We start from the raw sequence: 18,233 nt of genomic DNA, 5'->3' as shown, positions 1-18,233 counted from the left end.
GCGCTGAGGCTTTAAGATATCTGCAGGTATCAATCTTAAATACCATAGTGCCCAATAATTCCAAGCGTAATTGCCATTCCCACATAGTTGTTGTGCAAAAACCCTTTAAAGCACAAATTTCTGTCTCTGTGCCTAATAATCCATTGCTGATATCCAAACAGAACTAAAGCTACTCCACAGGCCAAATAAAATGGCCATGTAAACGCTAATGCTTTCGCAACTATCAGCAGCAAGACTAATGTGAGTATCTGTAACAAACCAATTGCAAGCTTATCGTATTTTCCAAAAAAGATAGCCGTAGACTTAATACCTACTTTGACATCATCATTCTTATCAACCATGGCATACTGGGTATCGTAAGCCACTGTCCAACACAAATTTGCAAGGTAAATCCCCCACACTGTCCAAGTTAACGGTTGCTCTGAAGCGACAAACGCCATAGGTATCGACCAGCCAAATGCAGCCCCTAAAACGACTTGTGGAAAATAAGTATAACGCTTCATAAATGGATACAAAGTGGTAAGCAATAAAGCGCCACAGGACATAAACACTGTGTTCCAACTTAAGGTCAATACCAGTATTAAAGCCACTAGCAGCAGCAATACAAACAAAGTTAAAGCTTGTTTACTTGTGACTTCACCTGTCACCAATGGCCTTGTAGATGTACGTGCAACGGCACCATCCACTTTACGGTCAGCGTAATCGTTAATGACGCATCCAGCAGAACGCATCACAACAACACCTAATACAAATACCACGAATAAGTGTAAGCTAGGTAAGCCCTCGGCAGCCATCCATAACGCCCATAAACAAGGCCATAACAATAAATAGATACCAATCGGTTTATCAGCTCGCATCAGTCGCCAATAAGCACTAAATTTAGCCATTGTTAGTTGTGTTCCGTTTTAAATACTCAGGTTATTGAATGATCATAACAAGGGCAGCACCTAGACTGAAGTAAATACCAGCTTATATAACCCTGGATTTTAAAATTTTACTATTATGCTTTCTCTTAAAAGTTGGTAGACTTTGCTTAATATTGTTACCTAAAGAAAACTACATATCATGAAAAAAACATTGCTGTTAATCGCCAGTTTATTAGTTCTTTTGGGTCATCAAAACGCTGTTTTTGCACAAGATCAAGCCCGTAAAACCTATGCTTATTTCAGTTTAGAACCAGATATAGTCACTAACTTTTTAAATGGAGGCTCAGGTTCAAGAAAGCTCGGCTATATCAGAGTATCAATAGAGTTAATGTTAAACGATCCAGAGTACCTAGAAGCCACAGAACACCACTCTCCATTACTAAAGGCAGCTATAATTGATATATTTGGCCGCCAACATGAAGAAAAAGTAAAATCACTGACTGGACGTGAAGACATACGTCGTACTTGTTTAGAAAAGCTAAAAGAATTGATGCTAAAAGAAACAGGCACAGAAATGATAAAAGATGTGATCTTTACTAAATATATTTATCACCAAGGTTAGCGCGAAATACTGTTATTCGCCCTTGAGACTAACAACCAAGCAAACACACATCCACAGATTAAACCAGCGGTGTGGGCTGTGTTTGCCATATTGACCGGTAATACATCCAAATAACCGACCAATAACCAAACTAGTAAAAACCCTACCATAGGTTTAGGCAACGAAATTCCCCAAGAGGGCTTCAACCAGCCTAACCACCAAACACAGCCAACTAAAGCATATACGACCCCGGATAAGCCACCAAAACTAGGCCCAGTAATTAAGAGTTGCGCCACATTAGATATAAGAGCCGAAAACCCAAACAGTAACACTAAGCAGCTAGTCCCAAAGGTATGCTCTAGTTGCTTACCTAACATCCACCACCACAACAAGTTAAAGGCTATATGCATAGCCGAAAAATGTATCAAAGCAGGTCCTAGCAAACGCCACCATTGCCAATTTTTGGCTAAATCTGCTAGTGGTTCGATTTGCAACCAAGAATACGGTCCATTGATACCAATCATGGCTAAACAATAAATAACAATACAGGTTACAAGTATGCCAGCAGTGAAAGGGGTACGTATTAGTGCCAATAAAAAGTTATCAACTGCAAAAGAAGAATCAGAAGCAAGCTGAACACTTTCACCAGAGTCCCAGGCAGCAGATTGATACTTTGCGTTATTAGGGTCCAAAACAAACTCTTCAGCGATTGCTTTAGCTTTTTCTAAATCCGCTGAATCAAATAACATCACCCCATGAGCATAATCGCTTTCAAGTTTACTGTACTCAACTTGAATCCCTTGGGCATTTAAATACAAGCTCAATAATCTAGCTGGCTGCTCTTTAGAAAAAGCGACAAGTTTGGTGTGTGTATTCAAAGAGACTAAGGTTCCTTGGATGTTTCAAATGGTTGCACTTGACGCCAAGCTTCAAAGCCACCGTCCATACTGTAGACCTCTTCAAAACCCTGATGAATCAAAAATTGTGCGGCTTGTTGGCTACTATGGCCATGGTAACAACATACTATTACAGGGGTTTCAAACTCAACATTAGACATAAAGCTATTTAATGAGCCATTGGTTAAATGCACTGAATTTTTTATGTGCCCGGCCGCAAAAGACGCTTCATCTCGTATATCTACACATTCAGCCCCACCATTTGCCAACATCTGTTGCGCGTCTTGCACAGAAATATGAGCGAATTGCTCCATTACCTTTACTCCAATAAATAATAACTTAGGGCGTCTAGCACCCTACCAATTTAAGATCACCTTACCCGAATGCCCTGACCCCATAACATCAAACCCATTTTGAAAATCATCAATAGAAAACTCATGGGTAATAATTGGGGCCAAATTCAAACCACTTTGAATTAGACTTGCCATTTTATACCATGTTTCAAACATTTCACGGCCATAAATACCTTTAATAATTAACCCTTTAAAAATAACTTGTCCCCAATCTATGGCTACATTCTCTGGAGGGATACCGAGTATCGCAATTTTTCCGCCATGATTCATATTTTCTAACATAGCGTGTAAAGCATTAGGTGCACCTGAAATTTCTAAACCAACGTCAAATCCTTCTGTCATACCTAACTCTTTTGTCACCTCTGATAATGACTCAGAAGTTACGTTCACCGCTCTTGTCACCCCCATTTTTTTAGCCAAGTCTAAGCGATAAGGGTTAATATCTGTGATCACAACATTTCGCGCCCCGACATGCCTAGCAACCGCAGCAGCCATAATGCCAATAGGTCCGGCCCCCGTTATTAATACATCTTCACCCACTAAATCAAAAGACAAAGCTGTATGTACGGCGTTTCCAAAGGGGTCAAAAATTGCGGCTAAATCACTGGAGATATTATCTGGAATTTTAAACGCATTAAAAGCAGGAATAGCCAGATACTCGGCAAATGCGCCCTGCCTATTTACCCCAACTCCTGTTGTGTTTCTACATAAATGCCGACGGCCAGCTCTACAATTACGACAGTGGCCACAGGTAATGTGCCCTTCCCCCGACACCCTGTCGCCTACCGCAAACCCTCGTACTTCTTGGCCCATATCGACCACTTCACCCACATATTCATGCCCAACTATCATAGGTAAAGGAATCGTTTTTTGGGACCATTTGTCCCAATTGTAAATATGCATATCGGTACCGCAAATAGCGGTTTTATGAATTTTTATTAATAGGTCGTTATGACCAAAATTAGGGATCTCAGCGTCGGTTAGCCAAATACCTTGTTTTGGATGCAATTTCGCTAAAGCTTTCACGCAATCACTCCTAACTCTTTTCCGACTTTTATAAAGGCTTCTACTGCAAAATCGACTTGCTCTAGCGTGTGAGCCGCAGACATTTGGGTACGGATCCGCGCTTCTCCTTTAGGCACCACAGGGAAAGAAAAACCAACAACATATACGCCTTGCTGAAGCATTTTATCAGCCATTTCACTTGCGAGTTTAGCATCGCCTAACATGACCGGAATGATGGCATGATCTTTACCAGATAAAACAAATCCTGCCTCAGACATTCGCTTTCTAAAATGTTCGCTATTTAGCTGTAATTGCCTACGTAAAGCTTCGCCCTTAGCCATCATTTCGAATACTTTGATTGATGCAGATACAATAGGAGGTGCAACAGAGTTAGAGAACAAATAAGGCCTAGAACGCTGCCTTAGCCATTCGATAACTTCTTTTTTACCAGATGTATAACCACCAGATGCACCGCCGAGAGCCTTTCCTAATGTACCTGTTAGAATATCTACACGCCCCATAACATTACAATATTCATGGCTACCTCTGCCTTGCTCTCCAACAAAACCTGTAGCGTGGCAATCATCTACCATAACTAAAGCTTGATATTTATCAGCCAGATCACAAATTGCACCCAAGTCAGCAATCACCCCATCCATAGAAAAAACACCATCTGTGGCAATGATTTTTGTGCGTACGCCATCATGCTCAGCTTGCTTAAGTTGCTCTTCTAAAGCGGCCATATCATTGTTTGCATAACGGTAGCGTTTTGCTTTTGATAAACGCACTCCATCAATAATACTTGCATGATTAAGGGCATCTGAAATTATTCCGTCATTAGCATCTAGGATTGTTTCAAATAACCCCCCATTTGCGTCAAAGCAAGAAGGATAAAGTATGGTGTCTTCTGTGCCTAAAAAGCTTGATATCTGGGCTTCTAGTTTTTTGTGAATGTCCTGAGTACCACATATAAAACGTACAGATGCCATACCAAACCCATGATCATCTAAGCCCTGTTTTGCAGCCTCGATAAGCTCGGAATTATTAGCAAGGCCAAGGTAGTTATTGGCGCAAAAGTTTAGTACCTCTTGATGGTTAGACACCATTATGTCTGCCTTTTGACTTGAAGTTATAACTCGCTCGCTCTTGTATAACCCCTGCTCTTTAACTTCAGATAATTGCGCAGATAAACGCTGATAAAACTCGGACTTCATGAAACACCTTGAAAACGAAAACAATGAGGCGGCAATAATATATAGTCAGAACTAAAAATGGAATTTCACGACCAAATGAACTCAAATCACATAGCAAAGATTCGTGTACAGAAGAAAGATTACTAAAAGCTTTCGTGATGACGTGGTCGCTACTTAAACGCTAAAGGTAAACTGTTTAATTGATATCTCCTAAGTTGTCCCATACATCGAGCTTTAGCTTATCTGATAGCGATGAATAAACCTCCTTCTCTGGTATGGGGCGTGATATAAAATACCCCTGTCCAATTTCACATTGTAGCTCTCGTAGTAATTTAAATTGTGCAGACGTTTCTATACCTTCTGCTACAACTTGCATGCCTAGCTTCTGTACCATAGCAATGGTTGATGAGACTATTTGCATATCTGCACTGCTATCATTCATGCCAGAAACAAAGCTTCGGTCAATTTTTATAATATCCACAGGCATTTGTCTCAAATAAGCCAAAGACGAATATCCCGTACCAAAGTCATCAATAGAAAAAATGAAACCCATCTCTTTTAGCTGTTTCATAATATCTAAAGTATGGTCAATATCTGCCACCACTGTGCGCTCGGTTATCTCTAGCTCTATTTGTGAAGGGCTACGCCTAAATACTCTTACTTGCTCCCGTAAAAAGGGCAACAAGTCGGGATCTAAAAATTGGCTAGCTGACAAGTTAATCGCGACTTTTAGGCCTGAATGTCCTAATTCATCAAACCTCTCTAAAATTTCAAATGCCTTTTTTAAGCCCCAGTATCCAATTTTCAGCATGTTCTCTGTGTTTTCAATCAAAGGTATAAATTCGTCCGGCGGAACAAAACCTCGCTCTGGGTGAACCCACCTTAGTAAGGCTTCAAAACCTATTAATTTACCTGAATCAATTCGTACCTGAGGTTGTAACGCAAAACTAAACTGGTCTTGCTCCAAGGCGTTACGTACTTCGTTTTCTAACTCGACTTTGCGGATCACGGCAGTCAGCATATTACTGGTGAAAACGCCGTATTGATCCCCACCCTTATCTTTTGATGAATACATGGCAATATCCGATTGCCTAACTAAATCATCCACAGATATGGTGGCATCATTTGTGGTCGTTATTCCTATGCTGCAAGAGGTGTAGAACAAAAGTTCATCTATCGCTATGGGCTCTCTAAAACTATCAATTATTTTAGACGCCAATATAGGGGCACCATCTATTATTGCTTTTTCAACAAACACAACAATGAACTCATCACCACCGAATCGAAACAACATATCGGACTCTCGTAAGCAACTTCTAATTCGTCGTGCAGCTTGAGCTAAAAAGCTATCTCCCATTTGATGACCGTAGCTATCGTTAACTTTTCTGAACTTGTCAAAATCAAGCAGCATCACAGTAATTTTATTACCATCCCGTTTCAATGATGCCAGTTGTTTTTTAAGTTGATGATTTAACATGTTACGGTTAGGTAAACCTGTTAACCTGTCGTACATAGCGATGTTTTCTAACTCTCGAGTATTCAGCTCTATCTTTCGGTCCATTGACTCTAACTCATCTGCCAACAAACAGGCTGAGTCTTGCAATAACTCAATTTCGTCTATGAAAAATCGCGATTTAGCAAACTTGAAAGTACGAAATTGACGGTATTTTTTGCTCGCTAGTAAGGGTAATTGCCCTGCTAGTAACAACAAACGTCTACGAAATTGCATACTCAATAGAATTAAGGTCATAGAGCATAACAACACCACTACAATAGAAATTAAAAAGACTTTATTTTGATACTGAACATGTGCCAAAGATTGCTCACTGATGTCATGGACAAATAAAAGATAAGTTTGATTACCAAGTTCTGGATCAACTGGCATTAAACTCAACAAGTAAACACCTTGCTCATTTTTGAAACGATAACCATTTTCCAACAGCTCTTTTATGGTCAACTCAGCAGGTAGCTGCTCAAGAATGCTCTGCATATATTTTTGATTACTATAGCTAATAGGCATTTTAACTTTAAGGTTTGCTAACCCTTTCGTGTTCTCTATACCGGGGTCTGCACTCAAAATAGCAAGTTTTGCAAAAGTTGAACGATTAAGGGCCGCAAAGGTTTCCATTAATGAGCTACCAATAGATAAGATAAGCATATCCCCATCTTGGGTTAAAATTGGCATGCTAATAAGTTGTTGGCATTCTTGGGCGCAACGAATATGAGAAAACGAAGATTGTGTTTTAGAGGCTTTTATTGCGTCTTCATATATATAATTTGGAGTCTGTGTAGAGGTAGTAAAATAAAGCTTATCTTTTCCATCAAGTAACCATAAATTATTTATATGCCACTCAAATTGTAAATATTCGAATTCTTGCTCCATAAATGCAGCTATGCCGCCAGAGTTTTGCGAATGTTCAGCCTGAAAATGTAAAAAGGACTCAAACCAAGACTCTACCCGGGTACGTAATAAATCCCTTATGAGTTGGAATTGTTGCTGGTCCTTTTCCCTTAACATTTTCTGTTGGAATGCATAGTCTTGATTATTTTCTTCCATCCATAAAGTCGTGAGTGAAATACTCGCAATCAACAGGAAGGCCATAAACAAGCCCATAATTTTAAAGGGTAAACTTAAATATCGACGCATTATTTAAAACCAATACATAGCTTGTACGGCCCAAATATTCCAATACTCACTATTGTTCACGAGTGTATTAGGAGTGAAAATAGGCGCTAACCTTGCGGCACCTTTAACTCTGTGAAACTCCGTTTGTATTTGAAAACTCTTTGAATAATTCCATGATAGCCCTAGGGTAGCTTGATCTGCATACCCAAAATAACTAGGCACAGTACCCTGGCTAGTTGCGTTAAGTAAGTTACCGTTTCTATCTTCTATATCACGATCGTAGACATCTAACCGTGCCATCCAAGTAAACTTATTAGATGAAAAATACCGCCATTGGATAAAGCCGCCTTCACCAAAGGTGTCACTATAAAAGTTTGAAGATAATACATCTTGTATAATGACCCTCTCTCGCATAACTTCAAAAGCCAGCTCATAATTAGACTCTTGATACAGGGTATTGAAGGTAATGCGTTGTGATGTCTCTTGTCCATCGACTAAGGTATCGTTCTCCCCTTGAAAATAACTAAAATCAGCATCTAGCAAAGATACACCAAACTGCAGTCCATTTAAGTTCGGACGCCAATAAACACTGAACTGCTTTTCAAAGTCATGCTTGAGCTTGCCCTTTGCTCCATGACCTAAGAGATTCACTTTTTGTTCGGCGCTAATAGGGGACTTTCCGTAGCTTAAGTTAATATCCCACTCACCCAAGTTATTGTTCCCTTGCCCAATAAGCGCTATACCATCAACACCCAGAGCGACGTCTCTAAACACATCAATGTATAAAGACTGAGGTAAAATAATAGATGGCCTAGTATGGGGCACATCTCTTGTTGCTGAATATAACCAATGATAATTTTTGTTGCGGCCCAATTGAGCTTTAATACTCCATTGATCACTATCGTAAAACTGAGATTCTAGAAACAGATAATCAACCCTGGCTCCCTGCTGGTATCTGTTACCACCATCAAGATATACAAGTTGACCTGCAACCCTAAACTTGGAGTTAAACCGATAAGAAGAATTCAGCCCCACTTCAGTCAACTTAAGTGACAGCCCTCCATCATCTTCTACATAATTAGAATCTTCAGCTTTAATCACTCCCTGAGCCACAAACCCATTGATTTTTATTTCTTGTGCAACTGAAGTACTGCAAAACACACAAGCCATAAGAAAAATAGTTAGTTGTAAAGGTAAGCCATGCATATTCAATTACCCCTTTACAACTTGTAAAATTTTTACGTTGGCAGTATCAATTTCTTCAAAATTCATAAAGTAGCCAATTGCCCCTGGGGTGGAGCTTATCTTTTCGAGCATTTCTTGTTCAGTGCTAACTTTAATAGGTTCTTCTCCTAAGCCTGAATATACTAATTTATTCCAAATTCGATCTAACTGGTAAGGAAACAAGCCTAATACTTGGGTACTAAAAGTAATGTGGGTTTTATGGGTATCTTCCATTACATACACTGTAATAATGGCGTCATCAGGCCAGGAAGCTTGGCGCATAGAAAATATTCTTCTAGCTTGAGCTTGGGTGATATTATGAGTTGCGACAGAAGGGTTAACGATAACTTGCACAAAAGCGTCCTGACTATGTGCCGATGGCATTATCAAAAGGACAAATATATAAAACATACTCAGTGCACAATACTTAAACAAACAACACTCCTTATTCAGGTATGTTTTTTATACTAAGCTACCTTGGCTAAAAGTCTATAGTTTATGAAAAATAAAGACGACTCAAACAGTTAGTCATTGTCTAAATATGGCAGCGAGATGCTTTGCCACTTTATACTGCAGCAAAAGCTGTTAAAATTGACATTGCTTTAAATATTCAAAGTACCACACCATAATGACGCCAATTGCCCCTTTTAACGCTAGACAAAAACTTACTTTGGTTTTTTATTCTTTATTGTGGCTAATACTTACTCCCTTCACATTTATCCACTTTGGCTGGAAGTATCTGACCAGAAAGCCTGGATATAATCGCTCAAGGCTTTCTCGATATGGTTTACTATTTGGCAAAAAAATTCGCAAAGACGGATTACTGCTACATTGCGCTTCAGTTGGTGAAGTGGTGGCAACTCAGACACTGGTTGAGCGCATACTCAAAGCCAACCCAGAACAAGTCATTACTATTTCAACCACTACAACTACTGGTGCTGAGCGAGTAACACTGCTTTTTGCAGACAGGGTAAATCATGTCTACTTTCCTTACGACTTCCCAATATTTATTAACGCTTTTCTAAAGAAGATACGGCCTAATAAAGTGCTTATTAATGAGATGGAGCTTTGGCCAAACTTCTGCAAAGCTTGCTCAACAAGGGGCATTCCTGCGTATTTAATCAATGGCAGAATGAGCGACAAATCCAAGGCAACCTATAAAAAGTTTCCTAATCTATTTTTGCCTATGTTTAACTGCTTTGAAACAATATGTGCCCAAGGGCAAAGAGATTATGATAACTATCTAGAGTTGGGAATCGCCCCAAACAGAGTCATTCTCACCAATAACATCAAGTTTGACTTGAGCTTTAGTGATACAGATTTACACACCGCAAATACAATAAAAGAGACCTTTGATATTGGGAAAAAAGTTATTTTAGTAGGGGCTAGCACCCATGATCCTGAAGAACAATTACTCCTAGACGCTTACTTACAACTATCACAACATTACCCTAATCTTTTGTTAATCCTAGTACCTAGGCACCCACAACGTTTTGAAAAAGTACACCAGCTACTAACAAGCCAAAAAATACAAGTGAACTTGATGAGTGAAGCAAAGGCATGCAGCAACTCCACCCAAGTTCTACTTTGTAACCAAATGGGAAAATTAAGATCTATCTACGCCCTTGCGGATATCGCTTTTGTAGGTGGTAGCTTGGCGGAAAAAGGTGGCCACAATGCATTGGAGCCTGCCGCAGTTGGGGTACCCATCATTATGGGACCCTCTAGATATAATAACCCTGCCATCTGCGCTGCGTTAGAATCTGCTAAGGCTCTGGTCAATGTAGAAGGTTCAGCAGATATAGTAGCGGCCTGTCACGAATGGTTAACGCACCCCAAACAACGAATAGCCGCTGGTAAGGCAGGAGAAAATGTACTTCAAGAAAATGGTGGCGCAATTGATAAGACCCTTGAAATAATCAAGTAAGCACACCCTTTAGGCTCATTGTATGGAGCGAAAGAAGTCCACCAGCCTTTTAGCCTCATCTTCAACACGATAAGCTTGTTCAACTCTCATCCTACCGTTTTTGCCCATCAAGGTGAGTTTATTGAGATCAGACAATAATAAACCCAATTTTTCAGTCACAGCACTTTGATCGTTAACAGGGACTATGTAGCCATCTGTACCAGGTCGAATAATTTCTTCCCACGCCCCTGCCTCTGTAGCCAAAACAGCCGCTTCACAACTCATAGCTTCTAATACGGTTAACCCGAATCCTTCGTTCTCACTCAAGGCGGCCACTAAAGACAAGGCACTAAAAATTTTAGGGATCTCTTCAAAGGGCAATTCACCTGTAAAAGTCACTCTGTCAGACATGCCAGCATCAGCGAGTTTTTGCTTCAGCTCTTCTACAAATGCTGTATTGCTATTAGAAATGGCCCCTACTACCACCCCATTAACATCGGGGTATTTATTAAGTTGTTCAATACAAGCTTGAACAAATAAATGCACACCTTTTTGCTTTCTAACTCGCCCTAAAATGCCAATACCAACTTTGCCACCATACCCTAAGGCCTGCCAGGCTTTTTCTTTATCAGCGGCAGCTTGATAATCGTTAATTTGCACACCATGTGGGCTTATCATAGTGGGAGGGTCTGACAAAAAAGTAGCTGAGCGTTTGCTCATAGCTAGTACCGCATCCATTTTGCGACTTAGCCAAACCGTCGAGCCAGAACGCTTACGCTGTGCTGCAGAGCTAAACACTAATTTAATCTTTGCTCTAAACAGGTATTTTAAAATAACCCCTTGAATCATTTCATCTACTCGCCTGGCATGGAATACACGCCACTTGCCATTTTTAAGGGGCTTACGGCACATCTTAACTGTATCCCAAAATGAAATAGCCAGAGACGGATCAGGCAAAAAGTGCTTCCCCATAACCCTTAAAGAAATTAAATCTTTTTGATAAGACATCACCTGCAACATGGTAGAAGTCACACCTGAAAAGTTCGAATTAGAGTTGGCTATAATCAATTCTATTTCATTGTTCAAAGCGTCATTAGTCATGGAGTCATTCATAATTTATAGCGAGGTTACCTTAGGTCAATTCAAACATAGATGTTGAAACTTTAACTATCTGGGTATACGTATACAATACACCCAATATTCATTTTCTGATTGTAACATGCCAGATATCCAGCTAAACACAAACCACAACCAAACTATACTTTTTGATTGTAGCCATTTTGAAAATCCCAATCAGGACATATTTACCAAAGGCTATTGGCAATCTAAAGATGCTCTTATAGGAAAAGCCTCCGGCCGTGGTACCACTTACTTTTTTAAACACAACAGCAAGAGTTACGTTTTACGCAGATATCGCAGAGGAGGCCTAATAGGTAAGCTTCTGTCTGACCAATACTTTTACACAGGTTTAAAAAATACCAGAGCTTGGTTAGAGTTTTCATTATTACAAAGCATGCATACACAAAACCTTCATTGCCCTGCTCCAATAGCAGCAAGGGTGGTTAAGCACGGGCTATATTACTGTGCCGATATAATTTTAGAGAAAATTCCAGAAGCACAAGACCTGCACCATATTTTGTTGGAGCATTCTCTCCCAAGCGAAACTTGGCAAGATATAGGAAAAACCATAGCTGATTTTCACAACAATCAGGTGTACCACCATGACTTAAACATACGAAACATCATGTTAGATAACACCCGCAAAGCTTGGCTAATTGATTTTGATAAGTGTGCTATAAAAGCCGGCGACAACTGGAAAAAAGCAAATATCGAGAGACTAAAACGCTCTTTCCACAAAGAAGCATCTCTAGCGAACATTCACTGGCAGCCGTCAGACTGGGAGTTACTATTAAATGCCTATTTGCAGCACACCTAACCAAGTCACTTATTCGAAGTGATAATCTAACAAGTCAATATCTTGCTGATAATGCTTAGCTACGGCGTCTACTGAGCGACTATTGTAGTACTCGCGGTAGTCTTTTTTACGATCGTTTGCCTTACGCTTATGGGGGATAGATACATCTTTTAACCCTAAGGTTTTTTTAATGGTCTGAAAGTCATCATGCAAAGTTTCGTACCTACCCACAAAATCGACAATAATGTTACCTTTAAGGTCAATTAGATGCTCAGATTGTAACTTGGTGGCAATATCAAAATGAAAAATGTAGGGTCTGTTTGGATCAAACTTGTATTCTATAAACTCATTAAAATCTTTTATATGGGCCAATAACTCTGGCCTTTCACGTTGAATGTGATGATAAGAAGAAACCTGTAAATCCCAAGGGTTACGTACAAACGCAAACTTGTATAGCTTATTGAAAAATTCATCGGGTAACATTTCTTTTGCAGCGATAACCCCTGCATGACGGGGGAACTTGCTTGCTGTGGTATGCCCACACATATTACTAATTTTATGGCCCGGGAACATTAAATAATACATAGGGCAGCGCCAGCGTAATTTATTCAACACCGAACGAATGCTAGTTCCGCCAGTCTTGGCAATGTGTACGTATAAAAAATTATATTTATGATTTAGTAGCACGACAGCTTTCCCAGACTAAATTTTAAAGTGAGTTTTATCGATTATATTGAAGTGTAATCCAGAGTCGACATTCAGGTGTTAGGATAATTTACAACAAAATCAGTTCCTAATAAGGATGAATCTATCAAAAATTAGGGCCGATAGTAAATTTTATGATGCCAATACCTTACTTTAGTTCCCCAGCTTGATAAACCTGTTGTACATGTAAGCTTTTATCTATTACTAAAAAGTCAGCTTTTGCCCCCTCTTTTAAATGGCCCACATCACTTAAACCAATAAACTCAGCTGGAGTCGCTGATGCACAATATAAAGCGTCTTTTAACTCAACCCCCACGTTTTGATGAAAGCGTCTTACCGCCCCCATCATATCTAAACATGAACCGGCAAGCGTGCCATCAGGTGTACTGAGCTTGTCACCATCACGGGTAATCACTGTATCTAACCAAGGCAACTCATTTAAATCGCTTCCCACATGCGCCATTGCATCGGTCACCAACATAATACCTTTTGCCGACTTTGCATTAAATGCCACTTGGCAGTTGGTCCTATGTACATGGAGTAAGTCCACAATTAAACCTGCGGTAATACGCTCATCTGCAAGCACAGCTCCGATAAGACCAGGAGCTCTAGCTTGTAACCCAGACATGGCATTAAACAAGTGGGTTGCCCCCCTAGCTCCTCCATCAATGGCGGCAGCTACTGTGTCAAAATCGGCATTAGAATGACCCAAAGCCACAATCACCCCATGGTTAACTAAATCTTTTATTACATCTGGGGCTATATTTTCAGGGGCTATGGTAAGTAGTACCTTGCCTAAATCTTTGCGAGTAATAAGTTTGAACTCAGCATCAGACATGGGGCGAACTTGATTAGATGGGTGAATGCCGCGTTTAGCTACACTTAGGTGCGGCCCCTCAAAGTGCACACCCGCTATACCTTGCATGTTTTCGGCTATAGCTTGTGCTATTGCATCAGATGCTTGGCGCATCACGTTTAGATTATCTGTAATTAAAGTAGGCAACATAGTAGTCGTGCCGAATTGGCGATGGGCAATAAAGATTTTTTCTAATGAGCTAAGGCTTGGGGCTTGATTAAACAACACTCCACCTCCGCCATTGACTTGGGTATCTACAAATCCAGGGGTTACCAAACCATCTAAATATACATCGCAACTAGTTGCGCTAGTTGAAACCGCAGTCACTAGGCCATTTTCAACTTTAAAATGATAGTCAGAGTGAAACTGACTGCCATCAAATACTTGCTTTGCAGAAAACCATGTCATACTCAAAATCTCACTATAAGGTTTGCGTCACTTTATTAAGACCCGTTGGCTCATCTGGATTTAGGCCCATTTGCTGGGCAATACTCTCTATATCAAGATAAAAACGCAGCATGATGGCCAATGGTATCAAGCGCTGGTGAATTTGTTCTTGGGGCATATCAAGCCTTACATATTGTAAGCTCAATACTTTACCTCCCCTGCGGATAACCTCATCAACCTGTTTTTTATGATGTTCAAAGGTCTCATCTTCAATTTCGATATTCACTAAAGTAAGCTTTTTGGCGACCAAAGTAATCGGCCCATGTAAAAACTCAGCACTGCTAAACGCTTCAGCATGAATACTACACACTTCTTTTAGCTTAAGGGCTAACTCTCGACTTATTGCGTAACCAAAGCCTCGACCGAGTACTACGCAATGCCTTAAATCTTTAAGATCACCTAACTTTAACTGTGACTCTTGCCCTACGACACTCTCTAACTGCTTAGGTAAAGCTTGTAGACCGTCCCATAACGGCTGAGAGTCAGACCAAACAGCTACCAAAGATGCAATTGCACTTAAGGTACACAAAAAGCTTTTCGTTGCAGCAACCGCTTTTTCAGGGCCTGCCTTTAAAGGTATAACATGGTCAACCAAGTCAGCTAAGGGTGATGACTCATCGTTTACTAAAGCCAAGCACATTGCGCCCACTTGCTTGGCTTGTGTTACTTGATGCAATATATCTGGGCTTCTACCTGACTGAGAGATACATATCACCAAAGCATGCTGTAGCTGCAGCGCTTTCCCAAACAAGGTACTAACTGAAGGTGCTGCAGCACAAACCGGAATACCCAGCTCTGTCTCAATTAAATACTTAGCATAAACACCACTATGGTCTGACGATCCCCTACCAATCAAATACACCATTTTTGGGGCAAAAGCCTTTACTGCTTCAACCACATTTTTAACCCTATCTTGGTTCTCATGCAGCTGGCGTCTGATTTGCTCTGGAGTCTGTAAAGCCTCTTTCGCCATGAGTGATTGTGCCACTATTACTTCCTCTTAATAAAACTGGATTAAATTATTTTTTTCTAGACAAACAAACTAAGGTAGATATCGCAGTGCCTATTACTAACTGCCAAGTAAAGGCCAAATCAAATTGCCAAGCCGCCGGTAAATATATTGATTGAACATAGGGCTGCATTAAAACAGGCACAGCAAACCCTGTTATCAAGGCAGCAACAATAGACGCGGGGTTACCACGATTTGAAAATATCGCCGTAAAATAAACACCTAATAATCCACTATAGGAAAACACCATGACACTAAGGGCGAATGCCAAAAGGGGGGTATCTGAATATTGTTGCCAGTAGTAACAAAGTAAAGCCACGCTAGCGAGTGCAATGGCGACCCCCCCCATGGACCACCGGCCAACTGCCACTAATTTATCCTCACTTAGGGGCACACCTTTTTTTAACCAGCCACGGTAGATATCCTGCACGGCCACAGATGACATAGAGTTCAAACCTGAATTCAAAGTAGACAAGGCCGCAGCGACAATCCCTATGGTAACCACAGCTTTTATGCCACTGGGTAAAGTGGTTAATACGTAGTACATAAAAATGGTAACTGTCTGACCTTTAAACTCAGGAACTGGGGCACCATTTGCAGCTTGAGCCATAATATCCGGCCGTTGGTAGTAAATAAAAAGCAATAGCCCAATACAAATGAAAGCCAAGACAACTGGCACTCCCATCGCTATGGACGACATAAGCGCTTTACTGGCGCTTTTAGCATTTTTACATGTCAACATTCGCTGCGTAATATCTTGGTCTAAACCAAAACCTGCTATGTTCAGCAATACAAAGCCGGTCAAAATTGACCAAATATTAAACACCCCAGCACTGCTAAAATCTAACGAAAAATCAATAAAGGTCAGTTTAGATGCTTCTCCTGGCCCTGGGTTTTGTAACACTTCCAGCATTTCACTGGTACTAAGGGGAATAGCATGAAAAAGGTGCCATAGGACCAATAATGCTGCACTCACATAGACTAAGCATTGCACTACATCTGAGTATATAACGGTGCGGATCCCTCCATACACAGTATAAAAGAAGCCAACACAAGTAATAATTCCAATGGCTATGATGACTGAGCTTGGTGCCACATCGCCAAATAAAATCATTGAAACCGCTATAGCAGCCATGAATAATCTAGCGCCACTGGCAAATAAGCGCCCAAACAAATACACAACCCCAGCTTGGTACTTTGCATTGTCACCAAACCGACTACCAAGTAATTCATATACAGTGAAAGCTTTCAGGGTGTAAAACCTTGGCAATAAAAACTTAGCGACAAATATAGCTGCAATTAAGCCTGCAATATTAGACGCCAGATAGGTAAGGTCTCCACGGTAACCTTGGTCTGGCCCACCTAAAAATGTTGCGGCTGATTGAGACGTAGCCAAAACTGAAATGCTCACAGTCCAGATTGGCATTGTGTTGCCACCTAAAAAGTAGTCATTGGTGGTACGAGCGCGGCGATTAAAGACATAACCTGTTGCCAATAAAATAACAATATACAATGCAAAAACGGCCAAATCTAAGGCCGTATATTGGTCAATCATAAGCGGCCTTCCTCTCCTGATAACAAGCTGTCTAATTCACTTAAGAGGGCCGAATCATCAATGTCTTGGAAACTAGCAGATGCTTTTGAAGCTGCAATTTCAGTTCTAGTGAGTGCTTTTCCTGATAAGGGAGTCAATGCTGGCTCTAGAGCCCATAAGTCCTCGATATTCCCGCTACATTGCAACACTAGATCACAACCAGCATGTAAAGCTTGGGTTGCTTTTTCTGCTGTTGTACCACTAAGTGCATGCATATCTATATCATCTGTCATAATCAAACCATCAAAACCAATTTGGTTTCTAATGACTTCATTTACGACTTTGGGGCTCAAGGTGCCGGGGTAGGTGTTATCAATAGCGGTATATAAAATATGAGCTGTCATTAGCATGGACTGATTTTTGAAATGCTCAAAAGGTAAAAAGTCCCATGCTGCTAGCGTATTTAAATCAGCATCAACAATAGGCAAGGTTTTGTGGCTATCAGTGGTCCCTCTGCCATGGCCGGGTCCATGTTTAATAACAGGCTCAACTCCGCTTAGCTGTAACCCTGCAACAGTAGCTTGTGCCAAGGCAATCACACTCCCGGGTGTATTACCTAAGGCTCTATCAGTTACCACCCTAGAAGCATTAGCCTGAGGAATATCTAACATAGGGGCACAATTCACATTTACGCCAACACGCTTTAAGTCAGCCCCAATTAATTGATAATTTAACTTACACGCGCGCACCGCTGCATCAGGAGATACTTGATATAGCTTTGCAAACTCAGTTGGGCTTGGCGGTATACGCCAATGAGGTGAAGGTAAGCGAGATACTCTGCCGCCTTCTTGGTCAATCAAAATTAACGCATACTGATTATTTGTAATGAGTTTAAACTCATCTACTAGGTCTGCCACCTGCTGAGGTGTGTTGATATTTCGAGCAAATAAAATTAATCCCACAGGCCTCATAGACTGAAACCATGCCTTTTCCTCAACGGTCAATGCAGTTGTTGCACAGCCCACTATTGCATTTGAAGGTACTTGCCCAAAGGTGATTGTTTTATTCATATCACTCCCTAAAAGTAAGGTGGTAGT

The 18,233-nt window shown here is 40.6% G+C and carries 17 protein-coding genes; 3 read left to right on the top strand and 14 right to left on the bottom strand.

Annotated features, from left to right (window positions below; translation table 11 throughout):
* Window positions 1-35: 35 nt before the first annotated feature.
* The gene (gene ubiA / locus ACMUMK_RS00255) at window positions 36-887 is read right to left on the bottom strand and encodes a 4-hydroxybenzoate octaprenyltransferase (protein WP_414699129.1); all 852 of its coding nucleotides are present in this window, start codon (window positions 885-887) and stop codon (window positions 36-38) included.
* Between the two features lie 178 nt (window positions 888-1,065).
* Here ubiA and ACMUMK_RS00250 point away from each other — a divergent pair, with 178 nt between their 5' ends.
* The gene (locus ACMUMK_RS00250) at window positions 1,066-1,488 is read left to right on the top strand and encodes a flagellar basal body-associated protein FliL (RefSeq protein WP_414699128.1); all 423 of its coding nucleotides are present in this window, start codon (window positions 1,066-1,068) and stop codon (window positions 1,486-1,488) included.
* On the opposite strand, the gene glpG is transcribed toward ACMUMK_RS00250, so the two are convergent.
* From glpG to ACMUMK_RS00215, 7 genes are all read right to left on the bottom strand, one after another.
* Entirely contained in the window at window positions 1,485-2,345 is an 861-nt protein-coding gene (glpG, locus tag ACMUMK_RS00245) for a rhomboid family intramembrane serine protease GlpG (protein WP_414699127.1), read from the bottom strand. The two genes, ACMUMK_RS00250 and glpG, sit on opposite strands and share 4 nt — an antisense overlap.
* 5 nt (window positions 2,346-2,350) lie before the next feature.
* Entirely contained in the window at window positions 2,351-2,677 is a 327-nt protein-coding gene (gene glpE, locus ACMUMK_RS00240; protein ID WP_414699126.1) for a thiosulfate sulfurtransferase GlpE, read from the bottom strand.
* Window positions 2,678-2,719: 42 nt separating this feature from the next.
* Window positions 2,720-3,742 carry an L-threonine 3-dehydrogenase gene (gene tdh / locus ACMUMK_RS00235; protein ID WP_414699125.1) on the bottom strand — a complete coding sequence of 341 codons (1,023 nt, stop codon included), beginning with the start codon at window positions 3,740-3,742 and terminating at the stop codon, window positions 2,720-2,722.
* On the bottom strand, window positions 3,739-4,935 hold the full coding sequence (locus ACMUMK_RS00230) for a glycine C-acetyltransferase (RefSeq protein WP_414699124.1): 1,197 nt from the start codon (window positions 4,933-4,935) through the stop codon (window positions 3,739-3,741). Before ACMUMK_RS00230 ends, tdh begins: the two co-directional genes overlap by 4 nt.
* Before the next feature lie 175 nt (window positions 4,936-5,110).
* Window positions 5,111-7,561 carry a putative bifunctional diguanylate cyclase/phosphodiesterase gene (locus tag ACMUMK_RS00225; RefSeq protein WP_414699123.1) on the bottom strand — a complete coding sequence of 817 codons (2,451 nt, stop codon included), beginning with the start codon at window positions 7,559-7,561 and terminating at the stop codon, window positions 5,111-5,113.
* A gap of 3 nt (window positions 7,562-7,564) precedes the next feature.
* Window positions 7,565-8,746 carry a TonB-dependent receptor gene (locus ACMUMK_RS00220; RefSeq protein WP_414699122.1) on the bottom strand — a complete coding sequence of 394 codons (1,182 nt, stop codon included), beginning with the start codon at window positions 8,744-8,746 and terminating at the stop codon, window positions 7,565-7,567.
* Between the two features lie 6 nt (window positions 8,747-8,752).
* Window positions 8,753-9,118: a hypothetical protein gene (locus tag ACMUMK_RS00215; RefSeq protein ID WP_414699121.1), complete on the bottom strand. Its 366-nt coding sequence runs from the start codon at window positions 9,116-9,118 to the stop codon at window positions 8,753-8,755.
* A 274-nt stretch (window positions 9,119-9,392) separates the two neighbouring features.
* Between ACMUMK_RS00215 and ACMUMK_RS00210 the strand changes: the two genes are divergently transcribed.
* Window positions 9,393-10,691: a 3-deoxy-D-manno-octulosonic acid transferase gene (locus ACMUMK_RS00210; RefSeq protein ID WP_414699120.1), complete on the top strand. Its 1,299-nt coding sequence runs from the start codon at window positions 9,393-9,395 to the stop codon at window positions 10,689-10,691.
* Window positions 10,692-10,706: 15 nt separating this feature from the next.
* Here the strand turns inward: ACMUMK_RS00210 and ACMUMK_RS00205 are convergent, their stop codons facing one another.
* The gene (locus tag ACMUMK_RS00205; protein WP_414699119.1) at window positions 10,707-11,771 is read right to left on the bottom strand and encodes a glycosyltransferase family 4 protein; all 1,065 of its coding nucleotides are present in this window, start codon (window positions 11,769-11,771) and stop codon (window positions 10,707-10,709) included.
* 118 nt (window positions 11,772-11,889) lie between these two features.
* Between ACMUMK_RS00205 and ACMUMK_RS00200 the strand changes: the two genes are divergently transcribed.
* Window positions 11,890-12,606, top strand: coding sequence for a 3-deoxy-D-manno-octulosonic acid kinase (locus tag ACMUMK_RS00200; RefSeq protein ID WP_414699118.1), 717 nt, complete (start codon window positions 11,890-11,892; stop codon window positions 12,604-12,606).
* A gap of 9 nt (window positions 12,607-12,615) precedes the next feature.
* Here the strand turns inward: ACMUMK_RS00200 and ACMUMK_RS00195 are convergent, their stop codons facing one another.
* The 5 genes from ACMUMK_RS00195 to nagZ all read right to left on the bottom strand — a co-directional run bounded on the left by ACMUMK_RS00195 (window position 12,616) and on the right by nagZ (window position 18,206).
* On the bottom strand, window positions 12,616-13,272 hold the full coding sequence (locus ACMUMK_RS00195) for a sulfotransferase family 2 domain-containing protein (protein ID WP_414699117.1): 657 nt from the start codon (window positions 13,270-13,272) through the stop codon (window positions 12,616-12,618).
* A 166-nt stretch (window positions 13,273-13,438) separates the two neighbouring features.
* Entirely contained in the window at window positions 13,439-14,554 is a 1,116-nt protein-coding gene (gene nagA / locus ACMUMK_RS00190) for an N-acetylglucosamine-6-phosphate deacetylase (protein ID WP_414699116.1), read from the bottom strand.
* A 13-nt stretch (window positions 14,555-14,567) separates the two neighbouring features.
* On the bottom strand, window positions 14,568-15,581 hold the full coding sequence (gene nagB-II / locus ACMUMK_RS00185; protein WP_414699115.1) for a glucosamine-6-phosphate deaminase NagB-II: 1,014 nt from the start codon (window positions 15,579-15,581) through the stop codon (window positions 14,568-14,570).
* A gap of 31 nt (window positions 15,582-15,612) precedes the next feature.
* Window positions 15,613-17,157 carry a sodium:solute symporter gene (locus ACMUMK_RS00180; RefSeq protein ID WP_414699114.1) on the bottom strand — a complete coding sequence of 515 codons (1,545 nt, stop codon included), beginning with the start codon at window positions 17,155-17,157 and terminating at the stop codon, window positions 15,613-15,615.
* On the bottom strand, window positions 17,154-18,206 hold the full coding sequence (nagZ, locus tag ACMUMK_RS00175; protein WP_414699113.1) for a beta-N-acetylhexosaminidase: 1,053 nt from the start codon (window positions 18,204-18,206) through the stop codon (window positions 17,154-17,156). The genes ACMUMK_RS00180 and nagZ overlap by 4 nt, the downstream gene beginning before the upstream one ends.
* Between the last annotated feature and the right edge of the window lie 27 nt (window positions 18,207-18,233).

It is taken from the genome of Paraglaciecola sp. 2405UD69-4 (genome assembly GCF_047525415.1).
GTDB lineage: Bacteria > Pseudomonadota > Gammaproteobacteria > Enterobacterales > Alteromonadaceae > Paraglaciecola.
This window is presented reverse-complemented; position numbering and strand designations above follow the sequence as displayed.

What these genes read in the sequence shown, in the direction of transcription:
- ubiA (WP_414699129.1), bottom strand. Translation starts at nt 887, where the DNA reads ATGGCTAAATTTAGTGCTTATTGGCGACTGATGCGAGCTGATAAACCG.
- ACMUMK_RS00250 (WP_414699128.1), top strand. Translation starts at nt 1,066, where the DNA reads ATGAAAAAAACATTGCTGTTAATCGCCAGTTTATTAGTTCTTTTGGGT.
- glpE (WP_414699126.1), bottom strand. Translation starts at nt 2,677, where the DNA reads ATGGAGCAATTCGCTCATATTTCTGTGCAAGACGCGCAACAGATGTTG.
- ACMUMK_RS00230 (WP_414699124.1), bottom strand. Translation starts at nt 4,935, where the DNA reads ATGAAGTCCGAGTTTTATCAGCGTTTATCTGCGCAATTATCTGAAGTT.
- ACMUMK_RS00225 (WP_414699123.1), bottom strand. Translation starts at nt 7,561, where the DNA reads ATGCGTCGATATTTAAGTTTACCCTTTAAAATTATGGGCTTGTTTATG.
- ACMUMK_RS00220 (WP_414699122.1), bottom strand. Translation starts at nt 8,746, where the DNA reads ATGCATGGCTTACCTTTACAACTAACTATTTTTCTTATGGCTTGTGTG.
- ACMUMK_RS00210 (WP_414699120.1), top strand. Translation starts at nt 9,393, where the DNA reads ATGACGCCAATTGCCCCTTTTAACGCTAGACAAAAACTTACTTTGGTT.
- ACMUMK_RS00205 (WP_414699119.1), bottom strand. Translation starts at nt 11,771, where the DNA reads ATGACTAATGACGCTTTGAACAATGAAATAGAATTGATTATAGCCAAC.
- ACMUMK_RS00200 (WP_414699118.1), top strand. Translation starts at nt 11,890, where the DNA reads ATGCCAGATATCCAGCTAAACACAAACCACAACCAAACTATACTTTTT.
- nagA (WP_414699116.1), bottom strand. Translation starts at nt 14,554, where the DNA reads ATGACATGGTTTTCTGCAAAGCAAGTATTTGATGGCAGTCAGTTTCAC.
- ACMUMK_RS00180 (WP_414699114.1), bottom strand. Translation starts at nt 17,157, where the DNA reads ATGATTGACCAATATACGGCCTTAGATTTGGCCGTTTTTGCATTGTAT.
- nagZ (WP_414699113.1), bottom strand. Translation starts at nt 18,206, where the DNA reads ATGAATAAAACAATCACCTTTGGGCAAGTACCTTCAAATGCAATAGTG.